The following is a 23238-nucleotide window of genomic DNA, read 5'->3' on the forward strand; positions in this document are numbered from 1 at the left end:
TGCTCTTCGACCGACAGCGGCGAGTCCAGATGTGTTCCCCGGCGGCGACCCGTTCCAGCCGAGCGGCGACCGACTCCCGGATCGCCCGCACGGCCTGCGGGTCCAGGAACCCGCCCGCACCGCCGTCCCGCGCTGCTGCACATGCACCACAACCGCGCCCTCGGCGTCAACCGGGACCGGGAAGCCATCTGCTTACGGCTGGCACGCCAAGCCGCCGCAACCTGGCGCAGTACGTCCCGGAGGCAGCCGTGACCACGCAATCGCTGGCCGACGGCCCCGCCGGACAGGCGCTGCTAGCCCGGGAACGAGGCCAAGACGCCCACCGGTGGCTGGCCGCCCTGGTGGCCGAACCAGTGATGGCCCACCCCGAGGAGGCGAGCTTGTTCGAGGGAGCACCTGCGGTCGCGTTCGCCCTCGTCCCCACCGCTCAACATCGGGCGCTGACCGTGCTCGGTGACCACGTCGAGAAGATCACCTCGTCTAAGTTGGACGCCGCCTACCAGCGCATGGGCCGCGGCGAGCTGGCCGACAAGCGCGAGTTCGACCTCATCGGCGGCCTGACCGGGCTGGGCGCCTACCTGCTGCGCTGCGGCACCGCCGACGAGCTGCTGCGCGAGGTGCTGCGCTACCTGGTGGGCCTCACCCGGACGCACCCGGACGGGCGGCCCGGCTGGTGGGCCTGCCGGTCCTGGCCCGGCCTGGCAGATGGGGCACGGCAACCTGGGCATGGCCCACGGCATCGCCGGGCCGCTGACGCTGCTCTCGCTCGCTCTGCGCCGCGGCATCGTCGTGTCCGGGCAGACCGCGGCCATCGACCGGATCTGCCGGTGGCTAGACCGCTGGCGCTGCGGTGTGCCACCGCGGGCGTGGTGGCCCGAGGCCATCAGCCAGGCCGACCACGCCCGCGGCGCCGTGCACCTACCCGGCCCGTCGCGGCCGAGCTGGTGCTACGGCACTCCCGGCATCGCCCGCGCGCAACAAGTCGCCGGCCTCGTACTCGGCGACCGCGCCCGGCGACGGTGCGCCGAGAACATCCTGGCCTGGTGCCTGCGCGACGAGCAGCAGCTCGCCCGGCTCGGTGACGTGTCGCTGTGCCACGGATGGGCCGGGGTTGTGCACACTGCGTGGCGAGCCAGCCGCCACAACGACCAGCTCGCCGCCACGCTCCCGCGCCTGCTCACCGGCCTCACCTCCCTCCTGGCACGCCAGCCTCCGAACGGGCGCGGGCTACTCACCGGCGCCGCGGGGTCATGCTGGCCCAGCGCTCCGCCCGCACGAACACACCACCGGTCACGCAGTGGGACACCTGCCTGCTGCTCAACGAATGAAAGGAAGCGATGGACAACACCACCGACACCACTGCCAGCTCACCCGAGGCCCTGCGCGAGACCATGCTCGCCAAGGCCCAGGGGAAGGGCTACGCGAAGCGCCCCGAGGTGGCGCGGGTGCTACGTGAGGTGGCTCGGCACGAATTCGTGCCCGACGCCGACCTGGACGCCGCGCACAACCCCTGGCAGGCGGTGATCACCCACCGCTTCGCCGACGGCACCTCGCTCTCCCGCGCCTCCCGTTCGTCGTCGCGATGATGCTCGACCGGCTCGCTGTCGAACCTGGCAACAAGATCCTCGAGATCGGTGCCGGGACGGGATACGACGCCAGCTTGCTGGCCGAGCTGACCGGCAACGAGACGAACGTCGTCACCATCGACATCGATCCCGACGTGACCGAGCAGGCCACGCGCAACCTGGCCGCCGCCGGTTACCGCGGCGTGCACGTGGTAACCGGCGACGGCGCGCTCGGTGTCCCCGTGGGATATTCCCTGGGCGTGGTGGCGGCAGCTCGCCCCCGGCGCCAGGGTGGTGCTGCCGCTGCGGTGGCGCGGCCAGGCCCGCTCGGTCGCGTTTACCTACCGCGATGGGCGGCTGATCTCCGACTCGATCGAACTGTGCGGCTTCGTCTACCTTGTCGGCGAGGACGAAGGCGAACAGTCTGCGCCGATCACCCATGACGAGACCATCCTGCTGCACTGGGACCGCGACCAGCCTTTCGATCTCGACGCCCTGCACGGAGTGCTCGATCGTCCGTGCCAGCGAATGGTCCGGGGTAACCATCGCGGGCGACGAGCCCTACGCCGGGGTGTAGCTGCGGCTGACCGTCACCGACCCACGGGTGTGCCGCCTCAACGTCCCCGCCGACATCAAGCCCGCGGTCTGCGACCCGATCTCGCCCGGTCGCGCACCCCGCTGGTAGAAGGCAGCTCGCTGGCCTACCTCACTTCCCGCCGCCGCGAGGACGGCGGCACCACCAGGTGGGAGCTGGGGGCCACCGGGCACGGCCCCGCCGCGACCGAACTCGCCCGCCACCGCTGTGACGAGATCCGCGCCTGGTCGGTGCACCGCGACGAACGCAAGGCCACCCTCGTCGCCTACCCCGCCGACACCCCCGACAGCGAGCTGCCCGGACTGGTGATCGACAAGACCCACAGCAGGTTCGTCCTCACCTACGAAACCGAGTAACCATCTCGGCGGGGAGCAGATGATGACCAGGAAGCCCGAACCGCTGGCCGAACAGGCAGTCGATGCCTTCGAGACCGAGTTGATCCAGGCGTTCCGTCGTACCGTCCGCACCCGGGATCTGGGGCGGTCGTAGAGCTGGCCGACTTCCTGATCGTCAGCGGGACATCCTCGTCCGCCACAGCGGCGGCACCGTGCTGATCATCAGCCACGGCGAAACCGTCACCGTCGCCGCGCACCTCTTCCTCGACCTCTCCGCCAGCATCCGGGCCAGCGCTGCGTTCGTCGTGCACTACGCCAGCATCACTCGCTGGGAACAACAACGTTTCGCCTGGACCCAACCCGACGCCAGGCTGGCGCTGACCCCTGCTCATCCAACGACGACACCACCCACCTCACCCGGTAGCGACCAACGCGGAGCAACGCTCGCGCTGTCGGGCTACTTGGTAAACCAGGTGCAGTGGCAGTTCCACCAGGGCTTTGGGAAAAACCTTCTCGAGACTGCAACGAACGGCGACTTCGACCGATCTATGTAGGCAGGAGCAACCTCGACTCGGCAAGTTCAGCGCTGACGGTGCCGCCGTCGGCAGAGTCGAGTACTCTCGACTGCACAACTTCACACGCAGTGCTTCACCGAACGGACGCGTGCCACCGCATGGGGCTCGCCACCAGACCAATGGAGCAGTCATGATCAGCCAAACTGTCCAGGCAGCCGTTATCGTGCTGCAACAGCGAGCCCTTGCCGCTCGCGACCTGTACGAACTCGACCGCATCGAACGTGCTCTCGACGAGTTGTTGCGGACCCCAAGCGGACAGTCTACTTCGACACCGGCAGCTGCCCGCATGCGATCCGCACTCGGGCACGCCTACGAGGCGATCGAGCGGCGCCGAGAAATTGCCCCGTCAACCGTGCTAGACGATCACACGGACCTCGGCTTCGAAGACCAGAACTACCGCTTAGCCGAGATTCACCTCTGGCTCCAGACCGAACCGGCCCTCACGGCCAGCGACCGGACGATACTCCGCGACCTGGCCGACGGCGAGGACGCGGCGAGTCTTGCCGATCGTCACGGATTGCCAGTAGCCCGCGTACGCGAACGCATCAGCCGTGCTCGTCGCCACGGCCGCCAGATCTGGCACGAGACGGCGTTGGCCGCATGACGCCGCGCCTCCTTCGCCTGCGCCCCTGGCTCATCCGCGCGCTCATTCCCGCGAACCACATCGGCACGTACATGCTGTACGGCGACCAAGGCGAGTTGTTCTACGTCGGCCGTAGCGACACCGACGTGCAGCGCCGATTGGTTTGCCACGCATCCGACCAACGAGGCGAGTACTTCACCTACGACATCCGCCACACAGTGACCAGCGCCTTCGACGTCGAATGTGCACTCTTTCACATCCACGTCGAAACACCGTCCAACCGGCTCCATCCGGACAAACCCGACTTCCACCCTATTACCTGCGCGTTTTGTCCATATCCCTCGACCGCCATCCGTGTCGCAAACAGGCCGACTACTGCGTCACACGTCGTCCGTACAAGTCGCAAAGGATCTCACTCACCATGACTAGCCAACCGCTCTTCCTTTCCACTCAAGATCAGCGTGCTGATCTTGTTCAGGTCGATCGAGCGTTGGAGTCCATGCGCGATGCAGGCTTCGATCTCACTGCCGCCGTCGGCGAGCCCTTGGACAACTCTATCGAGGCCGAGGCCACAATCATGCGCGTACTGCCCGTGTTTGGTCCCCGGAAGAAGACCATCGACAGCATCATCATCGTCGACAACGGTACGGGCATCGATCCGACGATCATGCACAAGGTTCTGTCCATGGGCTATAGCAACCGCTACAACCAGCGAGCCGGTCTCGGTCGCTTTGGCGTCGGCCTGAAGCTAGCCGGGCTCAGCCTCGGTGAGCGTATCGACGTTTACAGCAAGGAGGCCAACAGTTCGAAGGTCTACCACAGCTACATCGACCTCGAGGAAATCCGCGAAGGTCGACAGCAGTACATCACGACTGTGCCTGTCGACGATTGGCCGGCGGCAGCCGCCAAACTCATGGTCGGCCGAGACGGCCGCCCCTTCTCCTCCGGTACGGTCGTGGTCTTTGGCAAGATCGACCGGTTGTCGAGCGGCGGTAAGTTCGCAACGTCGCTCGAGCAGAAGATTGCCGATCTCAGGAAGTTCATCGCACGGGCCTACCGCACCTTTATCGACACCGGGCGCTCCTTCGAACTTGACGGCAAGGAGGTCACGCTGCACGACCCGCTGTTCCGGATGGACAATCCCCGCATCATTTCGCGATACAAACCAGCCGACCCACGCGGTCAGCTCATCGAAGAGGATGACATTGTCGTTGACGGGCAAAAGGTTCATGTCGCCGTCGCACTTGTGCCGCGGGAGTTCCGGCCTTACTCCGGGGCAGGAGGCGACACTGACCACAAGGGTCAGGACATCCGAGAGTTCCAGATCAACGCCGACAATGCGGCGCGGATCAGCATCCTCCGCAACGGACGCGAGATCTACTACGACGTGGTACCTCAGCTGGTTGAAGGCGGCAGATCAGACAAGGTGATCCGGTACATCGCGATCGAGGTCCGTTTTCCTGCTGATCTAGACGAATACTTCCAGGTTCGTCACGTCAAGCGCGGTGCGGAACCGGTCAGCAAGCTTCGCGACGAGTTGCGTACGTGGTTGAAGCGGCCAGTCCGGCAAGCACGTTCCCTGGTACGGCAACAGTGGGAGGAATACGACGCCCAGAATCGAGCCGAGAATGGTGAGCACAGCGGCAGCATGAACACCGCTGAACGCGTTGACCCCAATCTCCCCAAGGGGCTCGCCGGGCGCACAGCGACCGCGGAGGAGGAGGAACGGATCGTCCAAGAGGCAGCCGAAGATCGGGGGCTCGATCCGCAGGTCGACACCGGCAAGATCGAGAAGATCCGCGAACAGGTACGGACCAAGCCGATCACGCTGCTCGACGGTCGCTGGCCCGGCAAGGAATTTCTCGACATTCGACACCTCAATGGCAAGTCCGTCGTGAAGCTCAATCAACGGCATGCCTTCTTCAGGGACGTCTACGCGCCCATCAAAAAGGTGGCCGATGAAGGCGTCGGGAACATGGCTCCCGAGGAGATGGTTGATCTCGCTAGGCGCGCGGAGTCAGCGATCGACTTGCTCTTCATGGCGTACGCCCGAGCTGAAGGCATGTATGAGAACCCCGAACAGTTCGACGACCTGCGGACGTACTGGGGCATGTTCAGTGAGGCCCTGTTGAAGGAGCAGTTCAAGGATCAGTAGTCGGGCCGGCCGGTGGGGACACGCAGACGAGTACAGCCCCCACCGGCGCCGACCGCACACGGTAACGTTTGATGCCCGGCGTGTGATTCCTACGGAGTAGTCCGCTCGCACGAAGCAACGTCGCTCACCCAGTGTGAGCGACTGGACACGAAGTGCAAGTGGGAGCGCGACGCGATGTACTAGAACACAAGGAAGGCAACGAAGTATGTTCGGCTCCGGCACCAAGCTAACCTTCCGGGACTATGTCCAGGGAACTTGGGGCAGTTTCGATACACCTGCCGGTCGCGTCGACTACGTGATGACCAAGGCCAAGCTCGGCGGTGAAGGCGACGCTCCCGAGCGACAACTTACCAAGAGTCTGGCGCCAGTCCGGGAGATCATGGATGCTGGCGACCTCGACTTCAACCAGCTCCTGCAACGCGACCTCGATGACCACCGGGTCGCGGTCAACCTCATCCCCTACCTGCTCAAACCTCAAGCCACCGGCCCAGCCTTCTTTCCGCCTATCGTTGCGGTACTTCTACCGTTCCGCAACAAGAAGCCAACTAAGTTCCCTGCTCTTGGGGAGCCTGTCACCAACGATCACGACGACGCAACATGGCAGGAGCAGCGCGCTGGTAACGCATTCCAAGTCCATCGGCTCCTGGACCCCGACGGCGAGCCGCATGGCGCCAACGTGGGAAAGCTCTGGTGGAATCGGTCAGAAGCGAGTTTGGTGGTGCTTGACGGTCAGCACCGCGCGATGGCTCTTCTCGCCATCGAACGGACGCTCTCCAACTCTTGGCAGGACACGTCGGGAGTTAAATTCCGATCCTTCTACGAACATCAAGTCAGGCAGCTAATCAACACCCACGGCACAACAGAAGTCGACCTTGAAAAAGTTGAGGTGCCGGTCACAGTCTGCTGGTTTCCACAACAAACAGGCGAGGAATCACGGCCGCACGAAGCAGCTCGAAAACTCTTCGTCGACGTCAATAAGGAAGCCCGCCCACCAAGCGAATCTAGAATAATTCTACTGTCCGACGCCGAACTCGGTAATGTACTGACGCGGAGTATGCTCAGTGCACTCCGAGGCCGCAGTGAAGATGCACGTATTCCGCTGTACGCAGTCGAATACGACAATCCAGACGTCAATAGCAGTCGACCGGCCCGCTGGTCTGTCGTCACTAACGTGCATCTACTGAAGATGGCCGTCAACCGGTGCATCTTTGGCCCTCCCAAGTACCTCGCAAACTTGGCTCAACCGATTATTGGACGGGAGAGCCCAGAAGAGCGCGACGAGTTCATGCGTGCCCAACTCGACCTCGAGACGCTCCTGCCAAGTCGACTTGACGATGGAGGTTACACCTTTGACTGCAAGTCCATCGGAAATCTCAACTTCCCCATAGGCAAGGCCGACGCAATTAGCGAGCGATTTATGGAGACCTGGGGCACCGCGATACTCACGTTGCTCTCAAAGACCAAACCATACGCTGCACACGCAACGAGCCTTGCAAAGCTAAAAGAGGATTGGCACACCGCAGACACTTTTGCCTCCCTTGCGCATGACGCGCTATTCGGGGGAGTTGGCGTGTTCTGGACACTGCGCGCCAGCCATGAACACTATCTTGAAACCAAGAATTCGGGCGATTACAGAATTCCAAAATCAGACGTAATCCGAGCCTGGGAGGCACTGAAAGCAAAAGAGGATGACTTCGATCGATATCGCGCGCTTGAGTATCTCGAATCAACTCGACCCGAGAGAATGAAGAATTGCAAGGCTGCCTACAGTGTCTATAACACACACGCTTGCCAACTGGGATTGATCATGACACTCGGCTCCCTGTGGGAAATGCGCAAAGGAATGCTTCCTGACACGAGAATCGTCGACCTGCCGAAGTTTGCCGACGCCCTGACTGCTGCGTGGAATACTTTCTTTGCGATCGACCACGGGAAGGGTCGGGATCGGAAACTTGCTTTCAGTAAGACGATTACCAACCCAATCAATCAAATTGGGAACATGGACACCCCTCAAGCTGTTTACTTTCGGTACTTCTGGATGCAGGCCCTTGCAATTCCTCACGCGTGGCAACACGTTGCGGACTGGTTACCTGCGCGCGCCAGGTTCGACGCGAAGCTTGGCCAAGCCCGTCGCATGTACCTGGATCTATGCACGAAACAGCAACTTAAAGCCTTGGCGACCAGTCAGCCGGGCGTTTCCGACAGTAAGCTACGTAACCAGGCCGAAAAGATCGCCGCGACCAGCCTTAAGAGGGCACTTCGCGACTGGTTCTTTGTTTCTGAGGAAGAGTTCAACGTTTGGTCGGCCAATGCCAAGGTCGGCGATCAACAGGGAGCACTCGATCTAGCTCCGACAACGCCAGAGGCCGCTGCAGACAAGGAGTGACACTGGAGGTCGGCGGCTGCAATTGTTCCACATGAGCGGCGCCGCAAGCTTGGCTTTTCCTGGGAACAGCCCGCTGTAAGTTACCGCGACCGCCAGATTACAGTAATGACTAGTGCCTCATCAAGGAACGTTGACGCGGTAACCGTGTCGCGTGGACATCCGGGCTGGTGAGCGCGAGGCTGGCCGGTGGAGGTGAGTCATGGCGCGTCAGCCGGAGGTGTTCGCCCGGTCGTTGCAGCCCGACGAGGCGCAGCAGCTGGTGAAGATCACGAGGTCGACTCGGGATCGGGTGCGGCTGCGGCGGTCCGGGATCGTGCTGGCCTCGTCGCAGGGCCGCTCCGCGGGAGAGATCGCGGTGATGTTCGCGGCGACCGAGGGCTACGTGCGGGAGGTGATCCACGCGTTCAACGACTCCGGGTTCGCGGCGTTGTCCCCAAAATGGAACGGCGGCCGACCTCGTAAGTTCGGGCCGGCCGCCCGTGAACAGATCTGCCGCATCGCCACCTGCAAACCGACCGAGCTGGGGTTGCCGTTCACGACGTGGAGCCTGGCCAAGCTGGTCGAATACCTGGCCGACCACGCCTGGATCAGGGCGAGCACAGAGACCGTCCGGCAGATCCTGCGCCAAGAGGGCGTGTCCTGGCAGACGACGAAGACCTGGAAAGCCAGCAAGGACCCGGACTTCATACCGAAGAAGACCCGCATCCTCGACCTCTACGATCAACCACCCGCCGACGGGCGCGTCATCTGCGTCGATGAGTTCGGGCCGCTGAACCTGCAACCACGTCCCGGTCGCGGCTGGTTCCCCCGCGGCCGACCGGCCCGCCTGCGCGCGACCTACACCCGCACCAAGGGCATCCGGCACATGTTCGCCGCGCTCGACCTCGCCACCGGGCAGATGTTCTACCGGTTCCGGGACCGCAAACGCTGGCCGCAGTTCCTCGACTTCTGCAAGCAAATCCGCCGTCGCTTCCCCGCTGGGAAGCTCCACCTGATCTGCGACAACTACGGACCCCACGGCAAGGCCGAGGTCACCGCGTGGTGCGCCGCCAACGACATCGAGCTGGTCTACACACCCACCAACGCCTCATGGCTGAACTGGATCGAGTGCGAGTTCACCGCGATCCGCTACTTCACCCTCGACGGAGGCGACTACCCCAGCCACGCCGCCCAGGAAGCCGCCATCGCCGGCTACCTGCGCTGGCGCAACCGCCACTGCCACCCCAAACGCCACTTCGCCGTCAACTCCAAAATCCGCCGACCGGATTACCTACCTAACGTTGCTTGATGCGGCACTAGCTCCTTCGACGGAGCCGATCACGTTCGCGCTGCCAGCCACCAAGGGTGGCAATCCGTTCTGGGTGGTCGTACAGGCCGGCTTCGGTCTCAGTGACTGAGATCGCGGAGAGCCGCTCACGGCGGGGGTCGTCGGGGCCGAGGAATTCCTCGGTCCGATGCAGCAGCGGTGGGTCCGGCGAGCCTCGGTGGTCCTGGACGTCGACGACGCGGGTGCGCAGGTCGACACTGAGGGCGGTCGCGAGGGTCGGGTGTGAATCTTGCCCAAATGTCGGGTAGGTCAGGTAGGCCACCTTCGGCTCGTTGCGGTGCAGCTTAATGATGTTCGCGCCGGGAACGTTGCCCACGAGCGTGCGTGCACATCCCTCGAGGACCCTTAGCACTGCGGGCGCGTGACGGAGAGCATCAACGTGGATGTACAGGGCAGTGGGGGATCGCTTGCCGACAGGGCTAGCGTCCACGGCGAACCCGACCATGTCGGCGTTGCCGGATGCCATGAGCAGGCGGTCGGCGCGGCGACAGGCGTTGCGATAGTTCTGCGTGAACTCCCGGACGTCGTGCTGCACGGTGCGGGGAAGGTGGCCATATCGTGGTCGTCCGTCGAAGCGGGCGAGCGCGAGGTGCACAAGCAAGCTGGCGGTAGCGCGGGCGCGCAGGCGGACCCAGTGTTCGGGGTCGGTGCTGGTCGAGATGATCGCGAAGGCGCGGGCGAGGCTGCCGAACCGTCGGGTGATGGTGGGTGCGGTGTCCATTTCGGTCGACCTAGGCAGTCGCCCGTATGCGGTGAGGAACTCGACCAATGGCATGAGGGTGTCGCGGTGCTGGTCGTAGAGCTGTCCGCAGATCCAGGGCTCGGGTACTGCGGTTCGGCGGTGGGTTCGGGCCGCGAGTAGTTCTTGTGCGCGTGTGGGATTGCGGAAAACGTAGATGATGCCAGGGGCAGCGTTAAGTGTTGGCGCGTTGAGGGCGTCTTGAACCAAGGTTCGGAGTTCATGCTGGTCGAAGAACTTCTGAAACGTTCCAGTGCTCGTGAGGACGCCGTCCCCGGAGGGCCGGCCGCGAAGTCCGCGAGCATCCCATGTCATTCGTGCGGACACGATGAGTGCATCCCGGGCGAGTTCCCATGCCGCGTGTAAGGTGCGGACGCGTTCGTCAGGGTGCTCGATGACGTTGAGGACGTAGCCGAGGTTGACAACCTGCGCGGGTTGGCGTGCCTCGTGAGGTCGGTGCGCAGGATCCCATCCAGCGCTGGTGATGCCGAGCTGGTTGAGGTGTGCAAGATCGGTTCCGCGTCCGCAGCCGTAGTCGAACACTGTGCTCTCGGTGGTCACGATCTTATCGGCTACCGCGCAGGCGAGTGGACGCGAGAGCTTAGTGCGGATGAGTGCCGTTCGGTGGCGAGGTACCGCCGCTGTCACGTCACGTTGGCAGGGACGTCGATGGCTTCGTTGACGAGGTCGGTGATGGTGCGCAGGCTCCGGTCGCCGACGAGGTAGCCGATCCCGCGGTGGAGGTGGACGCGGAACTGTTGAGCGAGTGTTTCGTCGTCCAGGGGCAATCCGTCGGAGTGGCAACGCTGACGCAGCAAGGCCCAGTAGAGGTCGCCGTGGGGTCCGGCGAAGGTGCGCCAGTCCATTTGAACGTTGCTATCGGCTGGATGTTTCGCTTTCGGTGGTGGTGTTGCCTCGGATAGTGACCGGCAGAAAGCCCATCGGCAGAGCGTGTTCCAGTGCGGGATGCCGGTGCGCCGTTTGAGCGTGACAAGTTGGTCGCGCGCTTTTTGGCTAAGCCGAATGTTGTCTATGGGCATGAGGTTTCCCGGATGTTGTCGTTTTACCAGAGATAGCCGGTGGTGGCGCGTGTGCTGCCGCGGCCGGCGTCGTGTTCGAGTTGATATGTGTGGCCAACGTGCTTACGGAGCCGCTTCCACGCTGCTTCGTCGATCTCCTGGTCGGTAGACAGGAGGATCACCTGGTGGCTTGCCTGGGGGAAGTACCGTTCAAGCAGGTGGTTGCGGTGAATACCGTCAAGCCGGCCGAGCGGCGTGTCGATCACAACGGGAAGCGGACGGCCGGATGCCTGTCCAAGGCCCCACAACATGGACACGGCAAGCAGCTGTCGTTCCCCCGCAGAGAGCTGCTGCGGTAGGAGCACTGTGCCATTGCGTCCTTGGAGCTCGACTTCGAAGGTTTCCGGGTCGATACGAATATCGGTGATCAGGCGGTCCTTCCGAGCAAGGCGCTGCAACGATTCCAGGATGAGCTTCTGAATTCGGTCCACGTTTCTGCGGCTGGCCTCGTGTCGGAACCGGCTCAGCGTCGTCCGCACTCGTTGGCTGTGTTCGATCACCCGGCGGGAGTCCTCCGCGGCGCCGAGTTCGTCCGCGGCCTTCTCCAGCAGGCCGCTGAGGCGCCGCTCGGCCTCGTGTTCTGCTGCTGCAGCAGCAGAGACCTCGGTCTCGGCCTGGTTGAGCAGTTGAGTCGCCTCGGCAACGACGCGATAGGCGTCGTCTCGGTCCTGGCGAAGTTCGTCCAGGGCTTTCTCACGCGGAACGCTTGCGATCATTTGGAGCACATCATCGAGTTCTTGCACTACCGTGGCCCGTTGATCGATGAGCCGCTGTGCGTTCCCGATCTCGGCATCCAGATCGGCATCGATCAGGCGACGGAGGATAACCACACTTTCGTTACTCAGTTCCGCAATCGGCTTCTTTTTTTCTTTGCCCGTCTGTGACTTCCGGTCGGCAGCGAGATAGTCCTGTACATTCTTGATGACTTCCGTAGAAACCGCCTGCTTTTTCAATTGACCAAGGATAGCTCGGTCACGCTTCTGCAGAATGTCGCGGATGTCGCGTTGTCGCCGATCGTACAGTTCGGACTCGGCGCTTTCAGCGAGCTCAAGGAGCTGTTCACGGACGAGCTGCAGCGGGAGTGTTCCTGCTGCAGCGTCACGTAGCCTCGAGTCAAGGTCCTTCGCCGACTCTGCCAGGTGGAGTTTGGCTGCCTCCAGTTCGCTGCTGCGATCAAAGAGTTCACCACCCTCGAGACGTAGTCGTTCATTGACGTCGAACAGTCGCTTTTCCGCTCGTTCAAGCTTGCCGCGGGCCTCGTCGACGCTCCGCTTCATTTGCTCCTTCTGTTCGCGGTGCATGTCAACTTTATTCCGCACGGTATCGAGGACCTTTTGCATTGCTGGCGCTGCTTGGTCGGCCTTGTGGTTACGTTCCACCAGAGTCAGGTCTGCAGCGAGGCGGTCAACCAGATCGAGCCCGAGGAGGGCGCCGATGGCCGTGCGGAGGACTTCGCGGGCGTTGTCGAGTTCGGCTAGCGTCTCAATCTTCTCTCCATCGAAGAAGAACAGTTCCGCGACACCTCGAGGCACGAACGCATCGACCCGTTCTGCCCACTGGCGTGACAAGGTGCCGTCTGGGCGATCGTCGACGAGGACGTCGACCCGCTCGCGGGCACCCGTGGCGGTACCGGTCCACGCCCGGCGTAACCGGTAATGGCGTTCGTGGCCTCGTTCAACGATGTGGAACGCGAGTTCGATCGCTGCGCCTTCATCCAGCGGCGCGTCGTTGTGGATCAGTCGGCGGAGATAGCTTTGGTAGCTGCCGCCGCCTCGGCTGGCGGTACGGGCAAGCGGTCCGAACAACGCCAATTGGATGGAGTCGAGGAAGGTTGTCTTTCCGGCGCCGTTGAGTGCGCCGATCAGAATGATCGGCTTGTCGGGCGATGGGGGTGTCAGTTCGAAGCTGTGGCGGCCGGCGAAGACGCCGACGTTGTGCAGCACCAACTCATCGAGGATCATGCGTTAGCCTTACGATCAACGGGAGTCAAATTGATCATTCCTGTCTCGGCGTCGATCAGGGAATCCAAGGATTCATCGCGGTCTTCCCCCTTCCGACGCGCCCGGTTCGTGCGAGCGCGGGCAACAGCGTCCTCTCGATCGTCGTAGAATCCTTTTCGCAGGGCCGCTTCCAAGGCGTCGAAGAGGCCGGCGCGACGCGACATTGCGCGATGTCGCTGTTCAATATCGAGCAGCTCACGCACGAGCTCGAAGTGCAACGATCCACCGCCGCCTCCGACGATTTCACGCAGAAGCCTGACGTCATCTGAGCCAAGTGGCAGATGATCGTCCATTGGCTTACCGGGATAGGGCTCGCCGACGGCCTTCTCGTATATCATTGGAAGGGAGTCTTCGAATTCGTGCTTCTCCACAACCCAAATCCGGCGAATCTCTTCCATCTCCTCCAAGGTGATGAGTTCGATGTTCGCCACATTGTCAGGACCTCCTTGCCGAATGTAGGTCTGCGCCTCCAGTAGCTTGTTCAGCCACGCTTCGCGCCACTCCTGCAGGTATGGGCCGTGGATAGGTGCATCATGGAAGAGTTGGACCGTGCCGTTCATTCGACGGAAGTCTCGCTTGGATCGGTCATCGGTCTCGTCAAGTTCGTTGCGAATATCCAGAAGAGGACGCATCCATTCTTTCTCTTCGTCGTTCTGGATCATCGCGGACATCGACTTGTCTTTTTCAACAAGCGTGCATGTCCAACACCCGAAGCGGCTGTCGCCACAGCTCGGCGTGCTGGTGTCCACGACTAACGGGCACTCGCCATCCGATGAAGCACCTTGATACATGGTGAGCAGGTCTTTGTTGTTGTATCCCCACGGGTTCGGGCGCTGCATCAAGAACAGCCACACGTCGTCGTTGCTCCAGTCCTCGATTGGGCTGTACACCAAGGAGTTGGGCAGGTTCGAGTTCTGGCTGAGCTGGTCGCGAATCCTGCCACCTTCCAGTGACGTCATACGAGCCGAGCGCCCGGAGCTTTCCGCCTTGCGCGTGCCCAGCACCAAGATTGCTTCGCCGTGCTTACGGACCATCCGGCGAATAAAATCATTTGATGGATTGATCTTCAGCCGTTCGGTACACCAACGAAACTTCGGACGAGGAGCTGGGTATCCTCGTCCGATTAGATTTACCCAGAATGTGTCGGTGATCTTGGGTGTTAGCCTGTGGGGGTTGATCGGTAGCTTCGCCTTCTCAGCTCGCTGTCCGATCAGCTCGAGCGAGTGGGACACCCATGCAGCGACGACTGGATTCTCTACTAAGGTGTCGGTGCTGATCACGTGAACCTGCTTGGTCCGCTGAGCCTGCGGCAGCGCCTCTAGCGCCATCCAGACCAGCTGCAACGTTGCGGTCGAGTCCTTGCCGCCGCTGTAGCCGACAACCCAGGGAATCCGATCCGCGAGATACAGATTCTGGACTTGCTCGATCAGGCTGTCGAGAACCGCTGACATGCCTCCGTCGGCGAACGCCGAGTTCCTACTGGTCTTTGCGCGGCTCATGCCCGCCCCCGATCATACGATTCTTCGATCCGCTCTTCCTCGCTCGAAAGCGGCAGGTTGAGCAGCTTCTTAATAACATTTGTAGTCAGGGTGACGCTATTTCCCGACTTCGAAACTCGACCACCGACCATCGCGCGCCCCTCCCACAGCCTAGAATTTGTCCTGGACCAATCCAACGTGCTTAGCGACGCAAGGCTGCGTTTCCACTTGCGGGAATCTCGTGTCTCCCGTACAAGGACGTTCCCAACCTTCCCCAAGGCGTGCAACGCGATACCGTGGCTATGCAGGAAGTCACGGCGGATGTCTCCTGCGCTTACTTTCTTCTCGTGCACGAGCTTCCACTCTGGAATAGTCTCGCCCACGACAGTCCAGTAACTCCGCGCGATCCTGCTCGCCTCGTCAACGCTGAGATCATCGATTCCGTCCAGTAGCGCCTTCGTTGCCGTGTGTAAAGCTGAGAGCGTGAAGAGCTTTCGTGAGCGAGCAGATAGGTTGGTTCGCTCAGACTCGATGAGGTCTGTCCACAGCGGGGACGTCTTAACAACGCTTTTGACGATCCTCGCGCCGTTCTCACGTTGGTCGTACAGGATCGTCAGCGACCGAGAGGGACGAATCGCATACCGGTTGAGATCAGTGAACATCTGCTGGCAGCGCTCCAGGCCGATGTCAAGGAAGAGCACGATCGGGATGCTTTCGTCACCCATGTCGGGATTTTCACGAAGCGCCTGCTCAATGGCCGCTCGACGATGCTGGCCGTCGTTGATGACGAAGCGCGCCGACATGGGAATAGCCAGCAGGCCAACACGCGCCCCTGGCCCGCCCGCACCAAGAGGATCAAACCGCACCTTAGCGTCGACCGAGGCGGTCAGCGCGGAAAACACATACCCGTCGGGATTGTCCAGCATGTACCGAGCGATCTCGGGGATACGCGCCTTGTTCAGGTTGCGCTGCGCCCGCAGAGTAGGCTGCAGCTCCTCCTCGTCAAAAAGGAACAGACGCGGTACGAGCCGCAGTGGAAACATAGTGACGTAGAAGTCACGCTGCGCTTGCACGCCCCTGACCGCTGGAAACGTGTACTCGAACGCACCCCCGTAGGTCTCACCAGCCGACGGTGTCGGGTCAGCCGTCTCGCCGGTCGCAGGTGACATGATCGATCAGTACCTCCCCTTCGCCAAGTTCGCAACCGGGTGCGACTTTCTTCGTACATGCACCGGCGTGGCTACGAACACCGCATGCTCTAGCTGCGTACACTACCTACATCAACCGACAGTTCTGCGAGCAACGCCGACATGACGACAGAAGGTAGCGTGACCAGCGACAACACGAACGAGGCGGTCTACCTCGACAGCAACGCGACGACACCGCTCGAGCTGGCGGTGCTGCAGGAGATGACGCACTACCTGGCAGTGGAGTTCGGCAACGCTGGCAGTCGGACCCACGAGTACGGGCAGACCGCGAAGAGCCGTGTTCAGCGTGCGCGCGAGCAGGTCGCAGCGGTGGTATCCGCACAGCCCGATGAAGTCGTCTTCACTAGCGGTGCGACCGAGAGCAACAACATCGCTTTGCTCGGGTTGGCACCGCACGGCGAGTCGTCAGCCAAGCGACACCTTGTCACCACCCAGATCGAACACAAGGCCGTCCTCGAACCCCTGGAGCAACTCCAGAAGAGGGGCTTCGACGTCACGTTCGTCCCACCAACAACTGGCGGCTGGGTCGACCCCGAAGCCGTAGCGTCCGCTGTCCAGCGCGACACTCTTGCAGTATCAGTGATGCACATCAACAACGAGACGGGCGTCCGCCAGCCGATCGGCGAGATCGCCAACCTTCTGCGAGACCACCCGGCCTACCTGCACGTCGACGCGGCACAAGGCTTCGGCAAGGAATTCGACGACCTGTCCGACCCGCGCATCGACCTGATCAGCATCTCTGGTCACAAGATCTTCGGCCCCAAGGGCGTTGGAGCGCTGATCACCCGCCGCCGGGGCTACAAACGGCCGCCGCTAACCCCGCTCGCCTACGGCGGCGGGCAAGAACGCGGTCTCCGTCCTGGCACGCTTCCCGTCCCGCACATCGCTGGGTTAGGAACTGCCGCTCAACTCGCCATCGACAACCATCAAGCACGAACTGACGCGTGCCTGAAGTACCGCACTGACGTACTCACAGCGCTGCAAGAGCTGGGCGCTGAATTCAACGGCGACCTCGACCGCACGGTCGCGCACACCGTCAACGTGTCCATACCCGGACTCGACTCAGAAGCCGCGATCGTCGCTCTGAAAGGCTCCGCCGCCATCTCCAACGGCTCAGCCTGCACCTCCCACAGCTACGAACCCAGCCACGTGCTGACCGCCATGGGACTACCTGCGGATCGCGTCTCTAGCGCATTGCGCATCTCGTGGAGCCACCTCACGCCCGCCACCGACTGGCGCGGAATTCGCGAACGGATCAACGCCGTCCGCTAGCCCTTCAAGGCCGGTGACAACAGAGCGTAGTTCCTATCGCTGCTTCCGACGAGGCTTTCCATATCCCTGCCTTCGAACCTTCGCGTTGAGGTGCCTTCACAGAGATCGGCAAGCCGCTGACCAGCAGGTTTAGGTTCGTATACTGGCTTGTTGGGTGCACCCAGAACATGGGCAACATCGACAGGCGAGCGGCTGGTACTCGAAGACTCCTTCACGGTGTGAGTATCAGCGGCACGCCTATTCACGCTGGTCAGCTCTTCGTGAGAGCACGCGACGCCCCAGCAGACACATGATCGACGCTGAGCGTAATGCAGCCCGACGGTCGTCGTTGGTGGCTGCCTCAGCCACAAGCTTCACGTCGGCGGCTGACGACCCGGCACCCGCAGTGCTGGCCGACTTGCTCGACGTCAAGGTCAAGCATCCTCGGGCCGAACGGGGTGAGCGGGCCCACGATCTGCGTCGCGAAGATCGTTATCTGGTGGTTCGCCGGACAGGACGCCGATGTCTGGCGCACGATTGCGCCTTTCTCGCCGTTGGGGGCGTTCTCATACGCGGTGACGATCGCGAGTTTGCAACACCCGGCGGGTCCGGTGCGGTGCCGGATCTTGGTGGGCCGGGTTGGCTGGGGCGGACACGTGTTTCAGGATCGCCGATCCCGCCCAGGGCGCGTGCTGGACGGCTTCCGGATCGTGGCCCTCTACCTTGAACCGACCTGCGGTCTCGACGGCTTCGTTTCGCCCTCAGGATGGGGTCGAGGATTTCGCTGCTGACCGGCAGACAAAACACGGAACCGTCCGTGCAACTCGCATAAGTTCCTGCCGAGCACGCATTTCTGTCAGGCCTACCGCGGAGACAAGGGGTGGCGTCCCGAAGTGGTTAGCAGCTCGCTGAAGTACCGGCGGTCACCGAAGATCACATCGATCGTCAGCTGCAGGATCGCGCCGAAGGGGGTTGGCCGGTCCACACGGTAGCCAGGCGGTCGGCTTCGTGTTCTGCCTGGCGAATGCCCAGAGCGTATTCCTCAAGCGCCAGTTGCAGGTCCATCGCGTTGGGCGTCGGCCCGGATTGCGCTCTCGTGCGCGGTTCTACGGTCGCCAGCCATCGGGTCTTGCCGATGGTCGCGAGTTCTCGGTTGGCGGTTCTGGCCATCAAGGGTGACGGCCTCGGTCCGGTCGTGCTCAGCGGGACGGAGGACATGATGATCATGCGATCGGTCGGGGGTGCTGCGGCTGCGTTGAGGTGATTGACGACCACGGCGTCGAGGTAGCGGCGTCCGTCCAGGCTGACTGGTGGGTAGAGCATCGGCACCGCGCAGCTGGACGCTACCGCCTTCTGCAGCGGCACGCCGGATTCCGGTCCCCACACTCGTAATTCGCCGTTTTCGGCGTCGATGGCCGTGCAGTGGAACGAGTGGGGCCATGGTAGGTCGGCGATCTCCGCAAACAGGCTCAGATAGGTTCGCTCGTCCATCGTGTCGGCCCGTTCGGCGGCCTCGCCGATCCGTACCAGGCCCGCGCGCAGGTCGGTGTCCAGCCCAGCCTTCGCCACGATGGTCATGAAATTCTTGAAGCCCGCGGCCAAGGTCGCGCTGTCCATTACCTCTGCCACGCTGGCCAAGGTGGTCAACCCGGCCGCGAAGCCGGCGCGCGACGCCACCAGTGCCCCGACGAGCGAACCTGCCGACGTGCCGAGAACTACCTCGGCATCGGACAGGTCGAGCCCGGCTTCGCGCAGGCCGGTGAGCAGTCCGGTCTGCCAGCCGAGGCCGACCAGGCCACCGCCGCCCAGAACCAGCGCACGGGTTGGTTCACCCGGGTCTGCCGCCATCACATCCTCCGCTGTCGTTGTCCAGCAATCGGTTCAGCCGGGAGCGGGATCCGCACGACGTGGACGCCCGGGCGTCGGCGGTGGCGGAGCCGAGGTGCACGACGGTGACCGGAATGGCCAATGGGCTCGCGTGGAGAGTGCGTCAGGATCGCCGATGGGTCTCGGGAAGGTAGCCGTCCATGGCGAGCTTCTCCATGATGCCGCCGGCGGAAAGGATTTCGAGTACGAGGTCGGGGAGCCGGTCACCCGGCAGACGAGTTCCCCGGTCGTCGTTGGCCACCCAGCCTTCGGACAGGTCAAGGGTCATCGTTTCGCCGTCGGCGAACGCGGTGGACACCCCGCCGACCCGCAGCGCGGGGAGTCCGTGATTGATCGCATTGCGGAAGAAGAGCGAGTTGAACTCCTCGGCGACCAGCGCCGAGATGCCGAGTTCCCGCAGCAGGGCGGCAACCGGGCGCGAGGAGCCCAGCCCGAAGTTCCGCCCGGCCACGATGATGTCTCCCCGCTCCACGTCGTCGACCCAGCCTGGGCGCAGTTCGTAGAACACGTGCCGGGCGGCTTCCGGAATGCTCATTTTCATGGCATGGGCCGGATACATCGCGTCGGTGTTCACCGAGTGCCCGACGACCCACACCCGGCCCGAGAAACGCGTCCGCAGCATCGTCAGTCCCTGGTGTCTCGCGGATCCGTGACCCGCCCGACGAGCGCGGACGCGGCCACCGTTGCGGGAGAGGCCAGGTAGATCTCCGCGTCCGGGCTCCCCATCCGGCCGGTGAAGTTCCGCGTGGAGGAGGTCAAGCACACCTCACCCGGTCCGAGCACGCCGAGGTGATACCCGAAGCACGCGCCGCACGTCGAATTGGTGATGACCGCACCGGCGTCGGCAAGGTCCTGGAGGTAGCCGGCGCGCATGGCGTCCCGATAGACCCGCTGCGAAGCCGGGGTGACGAGAAGCCTTACCCCGGCGGCGACCTTCTTGCCCCGCACGATCGACGCCGCGATCCGCAGATCCTCGAGCTGGCCATTCGCACACGAACCGATGAAACACTGCTGGACGGCCCGATCCTCCACCGCGGAAACCGGAAGCGAATTCCCGCTCACGCCGCCCGGCCGGGCAACATGGGGCTCGAGGGCACTCAGGTCCACTCGCCGGACTGCCGCGTAACGCGCGTCCGGATCCGCCTCCACCCCATCGTAGGGCGCGGCGTCCGGCGGCGAGTGCTCGTCGACGAAGTCCCGGCACGCTCGGTCGGCGGGGAAGATCGAGAAATCGGCGGAAATCTCGGCTCCCTGCGTGGCGATCGTGCGTCGGTCGCTCATCGACAAGGAAGCTATCCCGTCCCCGCCGTACTCGAGGTTGTGGTTGGTCGCATCCCCGAAAACACCGGCGAGATGAAGGAAGACGTCCTTACCCGAGACGCCGTCCGGCAGTGAACCGATCAACTCGTAGCGGATCGTGGGTGAGACCTCGAACCAGGTACGTCCGGTGCACAGAATCGCGTAGACCTCCGCCGGGCCCAACCCCCGGGCCGCGGTGTTGTACGCGCCTGCCGCACAGGAGTGAGAGTCGGTACACGCGAGGATTTCGCCGGGACGCGCCAGGCCGTTTTCGGCGATCACCTGGTGGCAGATCCCGTGGGCGCCGACGTCGAAGAACTTGCTGATGCCGAAGTCCGCTACGAAGCGGCGGGCATTCACCCCGCCTTCGGCGTCCTGGACTGTCGGTGCCGGGACGGCGTGGTCCATGACGACCGCGACCCGGTCCGGGTCGGCGATGCGGGTCGGCGGGATCCATCCGGTGGCGAACTGCAGATCGATCATCACGGTCAGGTCGACCTCGCAGGTGACGATCTGGCCTGGGGCTACGGTCGGCACGCCGGCCTTGCGGGCCAGGATCTTTTCGATCATCGTCATGCCCATGACGTGACCCCCAGCCTGGTGAGCGTCTCCAGATATGACTGCTCGCCCCGATCCTGTGCGCCGTGCCGGACCAGGTCGACCTTCCCGTCGGGTGCCATGCGCAGCATGGTGGTCGCTCGGTAGTCGAGATCGGGATCTCGGAGCGCGTCGCCGTCGACGACCGGAACTTCCGGACCGAACATGGCTTTGGCCGCTACCGCGGTCGCGGCGGGATCGTTGCCCGTGCTGTTGGCGCTGCTGACGTACAACAGCGGGAACTGGTCGATGAGGGAGGCAAGTGGCTCCCAGCGTCCGCCGCATACCAGTACGAAGCCGCGCCGGGTCGCCGGAGCGGACCATTCAGGAGGTGTTGCGCGCTCTCGTAGCGGCACGAGAAGGGTGACCAGCTCCTCTCGCATGAGCCGAGCCGCAGTCTGACGTGCGGCAGGCTCCAGATCGAGGCTCGGCGTCAGCGCGGTCCACGCCGCATCCTGGTAGAGCCAAACCGCCACCTCCTGATCGAGCGGACGGCCCTTCGCCGCATTGATCGACGCCGGTTGCCGGGAGACGATCACATACGTGAGCGGGGGCGGCATCGGAAGAACTGCTGCCCGGCCCTCGCGAAGGGCCGTATATCCCGGCTGGGCGCCGGGAAGTTCACCGTCTGTCATGTCACCGGGTCGGCCGAGGCCAGTGGACGGCCGGCCACCATTCCGTCGAGGAACATCGCAAAGTCGTCCTCGCTGACGACGGATTCGTTGAGCCGGAAAGCACGATCCTTGATCCAGGCCATGGCGGACGTGATTTCGTCCGAGGTCAACCCGTACCCCAGGTTCTCCGCCACCGATTTCACGATCCGGCTCGACACCAGCTGAGTGAGGAGTACCTTCTGCTCGATACCGAGATGCTCTTTCTGGTCGAACGCATGGAATACCGTCGGATCCAGAAAATGCGTTCCGGCGCTGGTCGTGCCGACCCCGGAACCGACGATCGGGGTGGTCACGGTGATCGGTACGCCCGTTTCGCGAGAGACCATTTCGGTAATCCGCGGCAGCTGCTTCAGATCCGGCGCCGACCACCACAGAGGGACGTCGGTGCCGAGTAGTTCGGCAGCCCGCTTCGGGGCGTAAGTGAGCAAGAAGACGAGCACCTCGGTGGGAGTCATTCCGCTGCGCTCGGAAAAGCCGAGCCAGGAAGTGGCGATGACCCTGGTTCCGGTCTCCATCGCGGCGAGGGTGTTCGGGAGCGCGAGGCCGAGATCATTGTGCATATGCGAGCCGAGGACCACCTCATCGCCCGCCCGCCGGGCGATGTCCTCGAAGAGGGCACCTGCCTCTCTCGGCAGCAGTCCACCGGTGGTGTCCGCCAGTACGATCAGACCCGCGCCCTCGGCGGTCATGGCCGCGGCGCTGTCCGCCAGCTGTGCCCGGTCTGCGCGGGGAGCATCCCCCATGATGACGTCGACGGCCACCTCTCCGGCTGATTCCTGAACTGCCTGCTTGACCACGTCGAGTGCATAGGCGAAAAATTCAGACGTCGAGCGTCCGGTCAGCTGGCACATCTCCGCCGAGCTTCCCACAATGATGAGCAGCCGGGTGTTCTTCGCGCCGTTGAGAGCCTTCAGTCCGAGTTCGACGTCCTGCGGGAGGCATCGACACACGGCAGAGACGCTGACGGCCTCTTGCGCCTCCTGCGCGACTTTCCGGATGGCCTCGCGCTCGTGGCCGGAGATGGCGGGGAAACCCGCGGCATACACCACCTGCCGAGAACCGTTCTCGCCGAACATCGCTCCTTGCGCCAGCGCGAGTTTCACTCGGAAGTCAGCGCTCATCAGAGTCTTCGCCTGCGCACCGTCCCGCGGTGACTCCTCGTAGACGACGACCCTTCCCGCCTGCGCCGACGCTCGGATCAAGTCATGCTCGGTCACTGCTGCTCCTCACGGTCAATTGCGGTGAGCGCGGCGCTCAACGCGTCCACGGACGGGTTGTCCCACAGCACCGTCGGATCGACGACGAGACCGAACTCGTCTTCGATCTCGCCACACACCGCGACCGCGTGCAGTGAGTCGAGCCCGTATTCGGGCAGCGGAACCGAACTGTCGATATTCTCCGGTGCCATCTGCAGGTAGCCGGCGATCCGGCCGGTCAGCCAGGTGGCCAGCCGGTGCCGGTCGATGGCCGGGGAAACTTGCTCGGGTGACATCGGGATCTCCTCG

General features: G+C 63.3%; 20 protein-coding genes and 2 pseudogenes. 11 read left to right on the top strand and 11 right to left on the bottom strand.

Going from position 1 to position 23238, the window contains the following annotated elements; genetic code table 11:
- The first annotated feature begins 141 nt into the window (after window positions 1–141).
- From OO71_RS53225 to OO71_RS04565, 10 genes and pseudogenes are all read left to right on the top strand, one after another.
- Window positions 142–252: a hypothetical protein gene (locus tag OO71_RS53225; protein WP_425388649.1), complete on the top strand. Its 111-nt coding sequence runs from the start codon at window positions 142–144 to the stop codon at window positions 250–252.
- A 474-nt stretch (window positions 253–726) separates the two neighbouring features.
- Window positions 727–1092: pseudogene (locus OO71_RS53230) on the top strand (lanthionine synthetase LanC family protein); the annotation flags it as partial.
- 245 nt (window positions 1093–1337) lie between these two features.
- Entirely contained in the window at window positions 1338–1586 is a 249-nt protein-coding gene (locus tag OO71_RS51950) for a hypothetical protein (RefSeq protein WP_245633561.1), read from the top strand.
- A pseudogene (locus tag OO71_RS53235) lies at window positions 1586–1780 on the top strand (protein-L-isoaspartate O-methyltransferase family protein); the annotation flags it as partial. The gene OO71_RS51950 and the pseudogene OO71_RS53235, both read left to right, overlap by 1 nt.
- A gap of 76 nt (window positions 1781–1856) precedes the next feature.
- Window positions 1857–2516, top strand: coding sequence for a class I SAM-dependent methyltransferase (locus tag OO71_RS51955; RefSeq protein WP_245633562.1), 660 nt, complete (start codon window positions 1857–1859; stop codon window positions 2514–2516).
- Window positions 2517–2707: 191 nt separating this feature from the next.
- Window positions 2708–3049, top strand: coding sequence for a hypothetical protein (locus OO71_RS04545; RefSeq protein ID WP_033288297.1), 342 nt, complete (start codon window positions 2708–2710; stop codon window positions 3047–3049).
- Between the two features lie 151 nt (window positions 3050–3200).
- Complete coding sequence (locus OO71_RS04550) at window positions 3201–3674, top strand: hypothetical protein (protein ID WP_033288298.1); 474 nt, start codon at window positions 3201–3203, stop codon at window positions 3672–3674.
- Between the two features lie 400 nt (window positions 3675–4074).
- A complete protein-coding gene (locus tag OO71_RS04555; RefSeq protein WP_033288299.1) occupies window positions 4075–5808 on the top strand; it encodes an ATP-binding protein in 1734 nt (577 codons plus the stop codon).
- A 205-nt stretch (window positions 5809–6013) separates the two neighbouring features.
- Window positions 6014–8194 (top strand): ParB N-terminal domain-containing protein, encoded by a 2181-nt coding sequence (locus tag OO71_RS48480; RefSeq protein WP_084144692.1) that lies wholly within the window; start codon window positions 6014–6016, stop codon window positions 8192–8194.
- Between the two features lie 289 nt (window positions 8195–8483).
- Window positions 8484–9482 carry an IS630 family transposase gene (locus tag OO71_RS04565; RefSeq protein WP_245633563.1) on the top strand — a complete coding sequence of 333 codons (999 nt, stop codon included), beginning with the start codon at window positions 8484–8486 and terminating at the stop codon, window positions 9480–9482.
- Window positions 9483–9489: 7 nt separating this feature from the next.
- On the opposite strand, the gene OO71_RS04570 is transcribed toward OO71_RS04565, so the two are convergent.
- From OO71_RS04570 to dndB, 5 genes are read right to left on the bottom strand one after another with little or no spacing between them, the layout of a single operon-like run.
- On the bottom strand, window positions 9490–10908 hold the full coding sequence (locus OO71_RS04570) for a DNA phosphorothioation-associated putative methyltransferase (protein WP_033288302.1): 1419 nt from the start codon (window positions 10906–10908) through the stop codon (window positions 9490–9492).
- Window positions 10905–11300 carry a DNA sulfur modification protein DndE gene (gene dndE, locus OO71_RS04575; RefSeq protein WP_033288303.1) on the bottom strand — a complete coding sequence of 132 codons (396 nt, stop codon included), beginning with the start codon at window positions 11298–11300 and terminating at the stop codon, window positions 10905–10907. The genes OO71_RS04570 and dndE overlap by 4 nt, the downstream gene beginning before the upstream one ends.
- A gap of 23 nt (window positions 11301–11323) precedes the next feature.
- Window positions 11324–13300, bottom strand: coding sequence for a DNA sulfur modification protein DndD (gene dndD, locus OO71_RS04580; protein WP_033288304.1), 1977 nt, complete (start codon window positions 13298–13300; stop codon window positions 11324–11326).
- On the bottom strand, window positions 13297–14838 hold the full coding sequence (gene dndC / locus OO71_RS04585; RefSeq protein ID WP_084144693.1) for a DNA phosphorothioation system sulfurtransferase DndC: 1542 nt from the start codon (window positions 14836–14838) through the stop codon (window positions 13297–13299). Before dndC ends, dndD begins: the two co-directional genes overlap by 4 nt.
- Window positions 14835–15986, bottom strand: a complete 1152-nt coding sequence (gene dndB / locus OO71_RS04590) for a DNA sulfur modification protein DndB (protein WP_156096169.1) — start codon at window positions 15984–15986, stop codon at window positions 14835–14837. The genes dndC and dndB overlap by 4 nt, the downstream gene beginning before the upstream one ends.
- A gap of 159 nt (window positions 15987–16145) precedes the next feature.
- Between dndB and dndA the strand changes: the two genes are divergently transcribed.
- Window positions 16146–17297, top strand: a complete 1152-nt coding sequence (gene dndA / locus OO71_RS04595) for a cysteine desulfurase DndA (protein WP_033288306.1) — start codon at window positions 16146–16148, stop codon at window positions 17295–17297.
- Window positions 17298–18221: 924 nt separating this feature from the next.
- On the opposite strand, the gene OO71_RS04600 is transcribed toward dndA, so the two are convergent.
- From OO71_RS04600 to OO71_RS04625, 6 genes are all read right to left on the bottom strand, one after another.
- A complete protein-coding gene (locus OO71_RS04600) occupies window positions 18222–19124 on the bottom strand; it encodes a patatin-like phospholipase family protein (protein ID WP_051791003.1) in 903 nt (300 codons plus the stop codon).
- Window positions 19125–19266: 142 nt separating this feature from the next.
- On the bottom strand, window positions 19267–19785 hold the full coding sequence (locus tag OO71_RS04605; protein ID WP_033288307.1) for a LeuD/DmdB family oxidoreductase small subunit: 519 nt from the start codon (window positions 19783–19785) through the stop codon (window positions 19267–19269).
- 2 nt (window positions 19786–19787) lie between these two features.
- Window positions 19788–21038 (bottom strand): 3-isopropylmalate dehydratase large subunit, encoded by a 1251-nt coding sequence (locus tag OO71_RS04610; RefSeq protein WP_245633564.1) that lies wholly within the window; start codon window positions 21036–21038, stop codon window positions 19788–19790.
- On the bottom strand, window positions 21035–21619 hold the full coding sequence (locus tag OO71_RS04615; protein WP_051791004.1) for a hypothetical protein: 585 nt from the start codon (window positions 21617–21619) through the stop codon (window positions 21035–21037). The genes OO71_RS04610 and OO71_RS04615 overlap by 4 nt, the downstream gene beginning before the upstream one ends.
- 71 nt (window positions 21620–21690) lie before the next feature.
- The gene (locus tag OO71_RS04620) at window positions 21691–22950 is read right to left on the bottom strand and encodes a hypothetical protein (RefSeq protein WP_033288309.1); all 1260 of its coding nucleotides are present in this window, start codon (window positions 22948–22950) and stop codon (window positions 21691–21693) included.
- The gene (locus OO71_RS04625; protein ID WP_051791017.1) at window positions 22947–23225 is read right to left on the bottom strand and encodes an acyl carrier protein; all 279 of its coding nucleotides are present in this window, start codon (window positions 23223–23225) and stop codon (window positions 22947–22949) included. The genes OO71_RS04620 and OO71_RS04625 overlap by 4 nt, the downstream gene beginning before the upstream one ends.
- Between the last annotated feature and the right edge of the window lie 13 nt (window positions 23226–23238).

It is taken from the genome of Amycolatopsis jejuensis (assembly GCF_000717335.1).
In the GTDB taxonomy this organism is placed as follows: domain Bacteria; phylum Actinomycetota; class Actinomycetes; order Mycobacteriales; family Pseudonocardiaceae; genus Amycolatopsis; species Amycolatopsis jejuensis.

Bases quoted from the DNA above. Each gene is read 5' to 3' on its own strand.
- OO71_RS53225 (WP_425388649.1), top strand. From the start codon at position 142: ATGCACCACAACCGCGCCCTCGGCGTCAACCGGGACCGGGAAGCCATC.
- OO71_RS51950 (WP_245633561.1), top strand. From the start codon at position 1,338: ATGGACAACACCACCGACACCACTGCCAGCTCACCCGAGGCCCTGCGC.
- OO71_RS04550 (WP_033288298.1), top strand. From the start codon at position 3,201: ATGATCAGCCAAACTGTCCAGGCAGCCGTTATCGTGCTGCAACAGCGA.
- OO71_RS04555 (WP_033288299.1), top strand. From the start codon at position 4,075: ATGACTAGCCAACCGCTCTTCCTTTCCACTCAAGATCAGCGTGCTGAT.
- OO71_RS48480 (WP_084144692.1), top strand. From the start codon at position 6,014: ATGTTCGGCTCCGGCACCAAGCTAACCTTCCGGGACTATGTCCAGGGA.
- dndE (WP_033288303.1), bottom strand. From the start codon at position 11,300: ATGCCCATAGACAACATTCGGCTTAGCCAAAAAGCGCGCGACCAACTT.
- dndD (WP_033288304.1), bottom strand. From the start codon at position 13,300: ATGATCCTCGATGAGTTGGTGCTGCACAACGTCGGCGTCTTCGCCGGC.
- dndC (WP_084144693.1), bottom strand. From the start codon at position 14,838: ATGAGCCGCGCAAAGACCAGTAGGAACTCGGCGTTCGCCGACGGAGGC.
- dndB (WP_156096169.1), bottom strand. From the start codon at position 15,986: ATGTCACCTGCGACCGGCGAGACGGCTGACCCGACACCGTCGGCTGGT.
- OO71_RS04600 (WP_051791003.1), bottom strand. From the start codon at position 19,124: ATGGCGGCAGACCCGGGTGAACCAACCCGTGCGCTGGTTCTGGGCGGC.
- OO71_RS04605 (WP_033288307.1), bottom strand. From the start codon at position 19,785: ATGCTGCGGACGCGTTTCTCGGGCCGGGTGTGGGTCGTCGGGCACTCG.
- OO71_RS04610 (WP_245633564.1), bottom strand. From the start codon at position 21,038: ATGACGATGATCGAAAAGATCCTGGCCCGCAAGGCCGGCGTGCCGACC.
- OO71_RS04615 (WP_051791004.1), bottom strand. From the start codon at position 21,619: ATGCCGCCCCCGCTCACGTATGTGATCGTCTCCCGGCAACCGGCGTCG.
- OO71_RS04625 (WP_051791017.1), bottom strand. From the start codon at position 23,225: ATGTCACCCGAGCAAGTTTCCCCGGCCATCGACCGGCACCGGCTGGCC.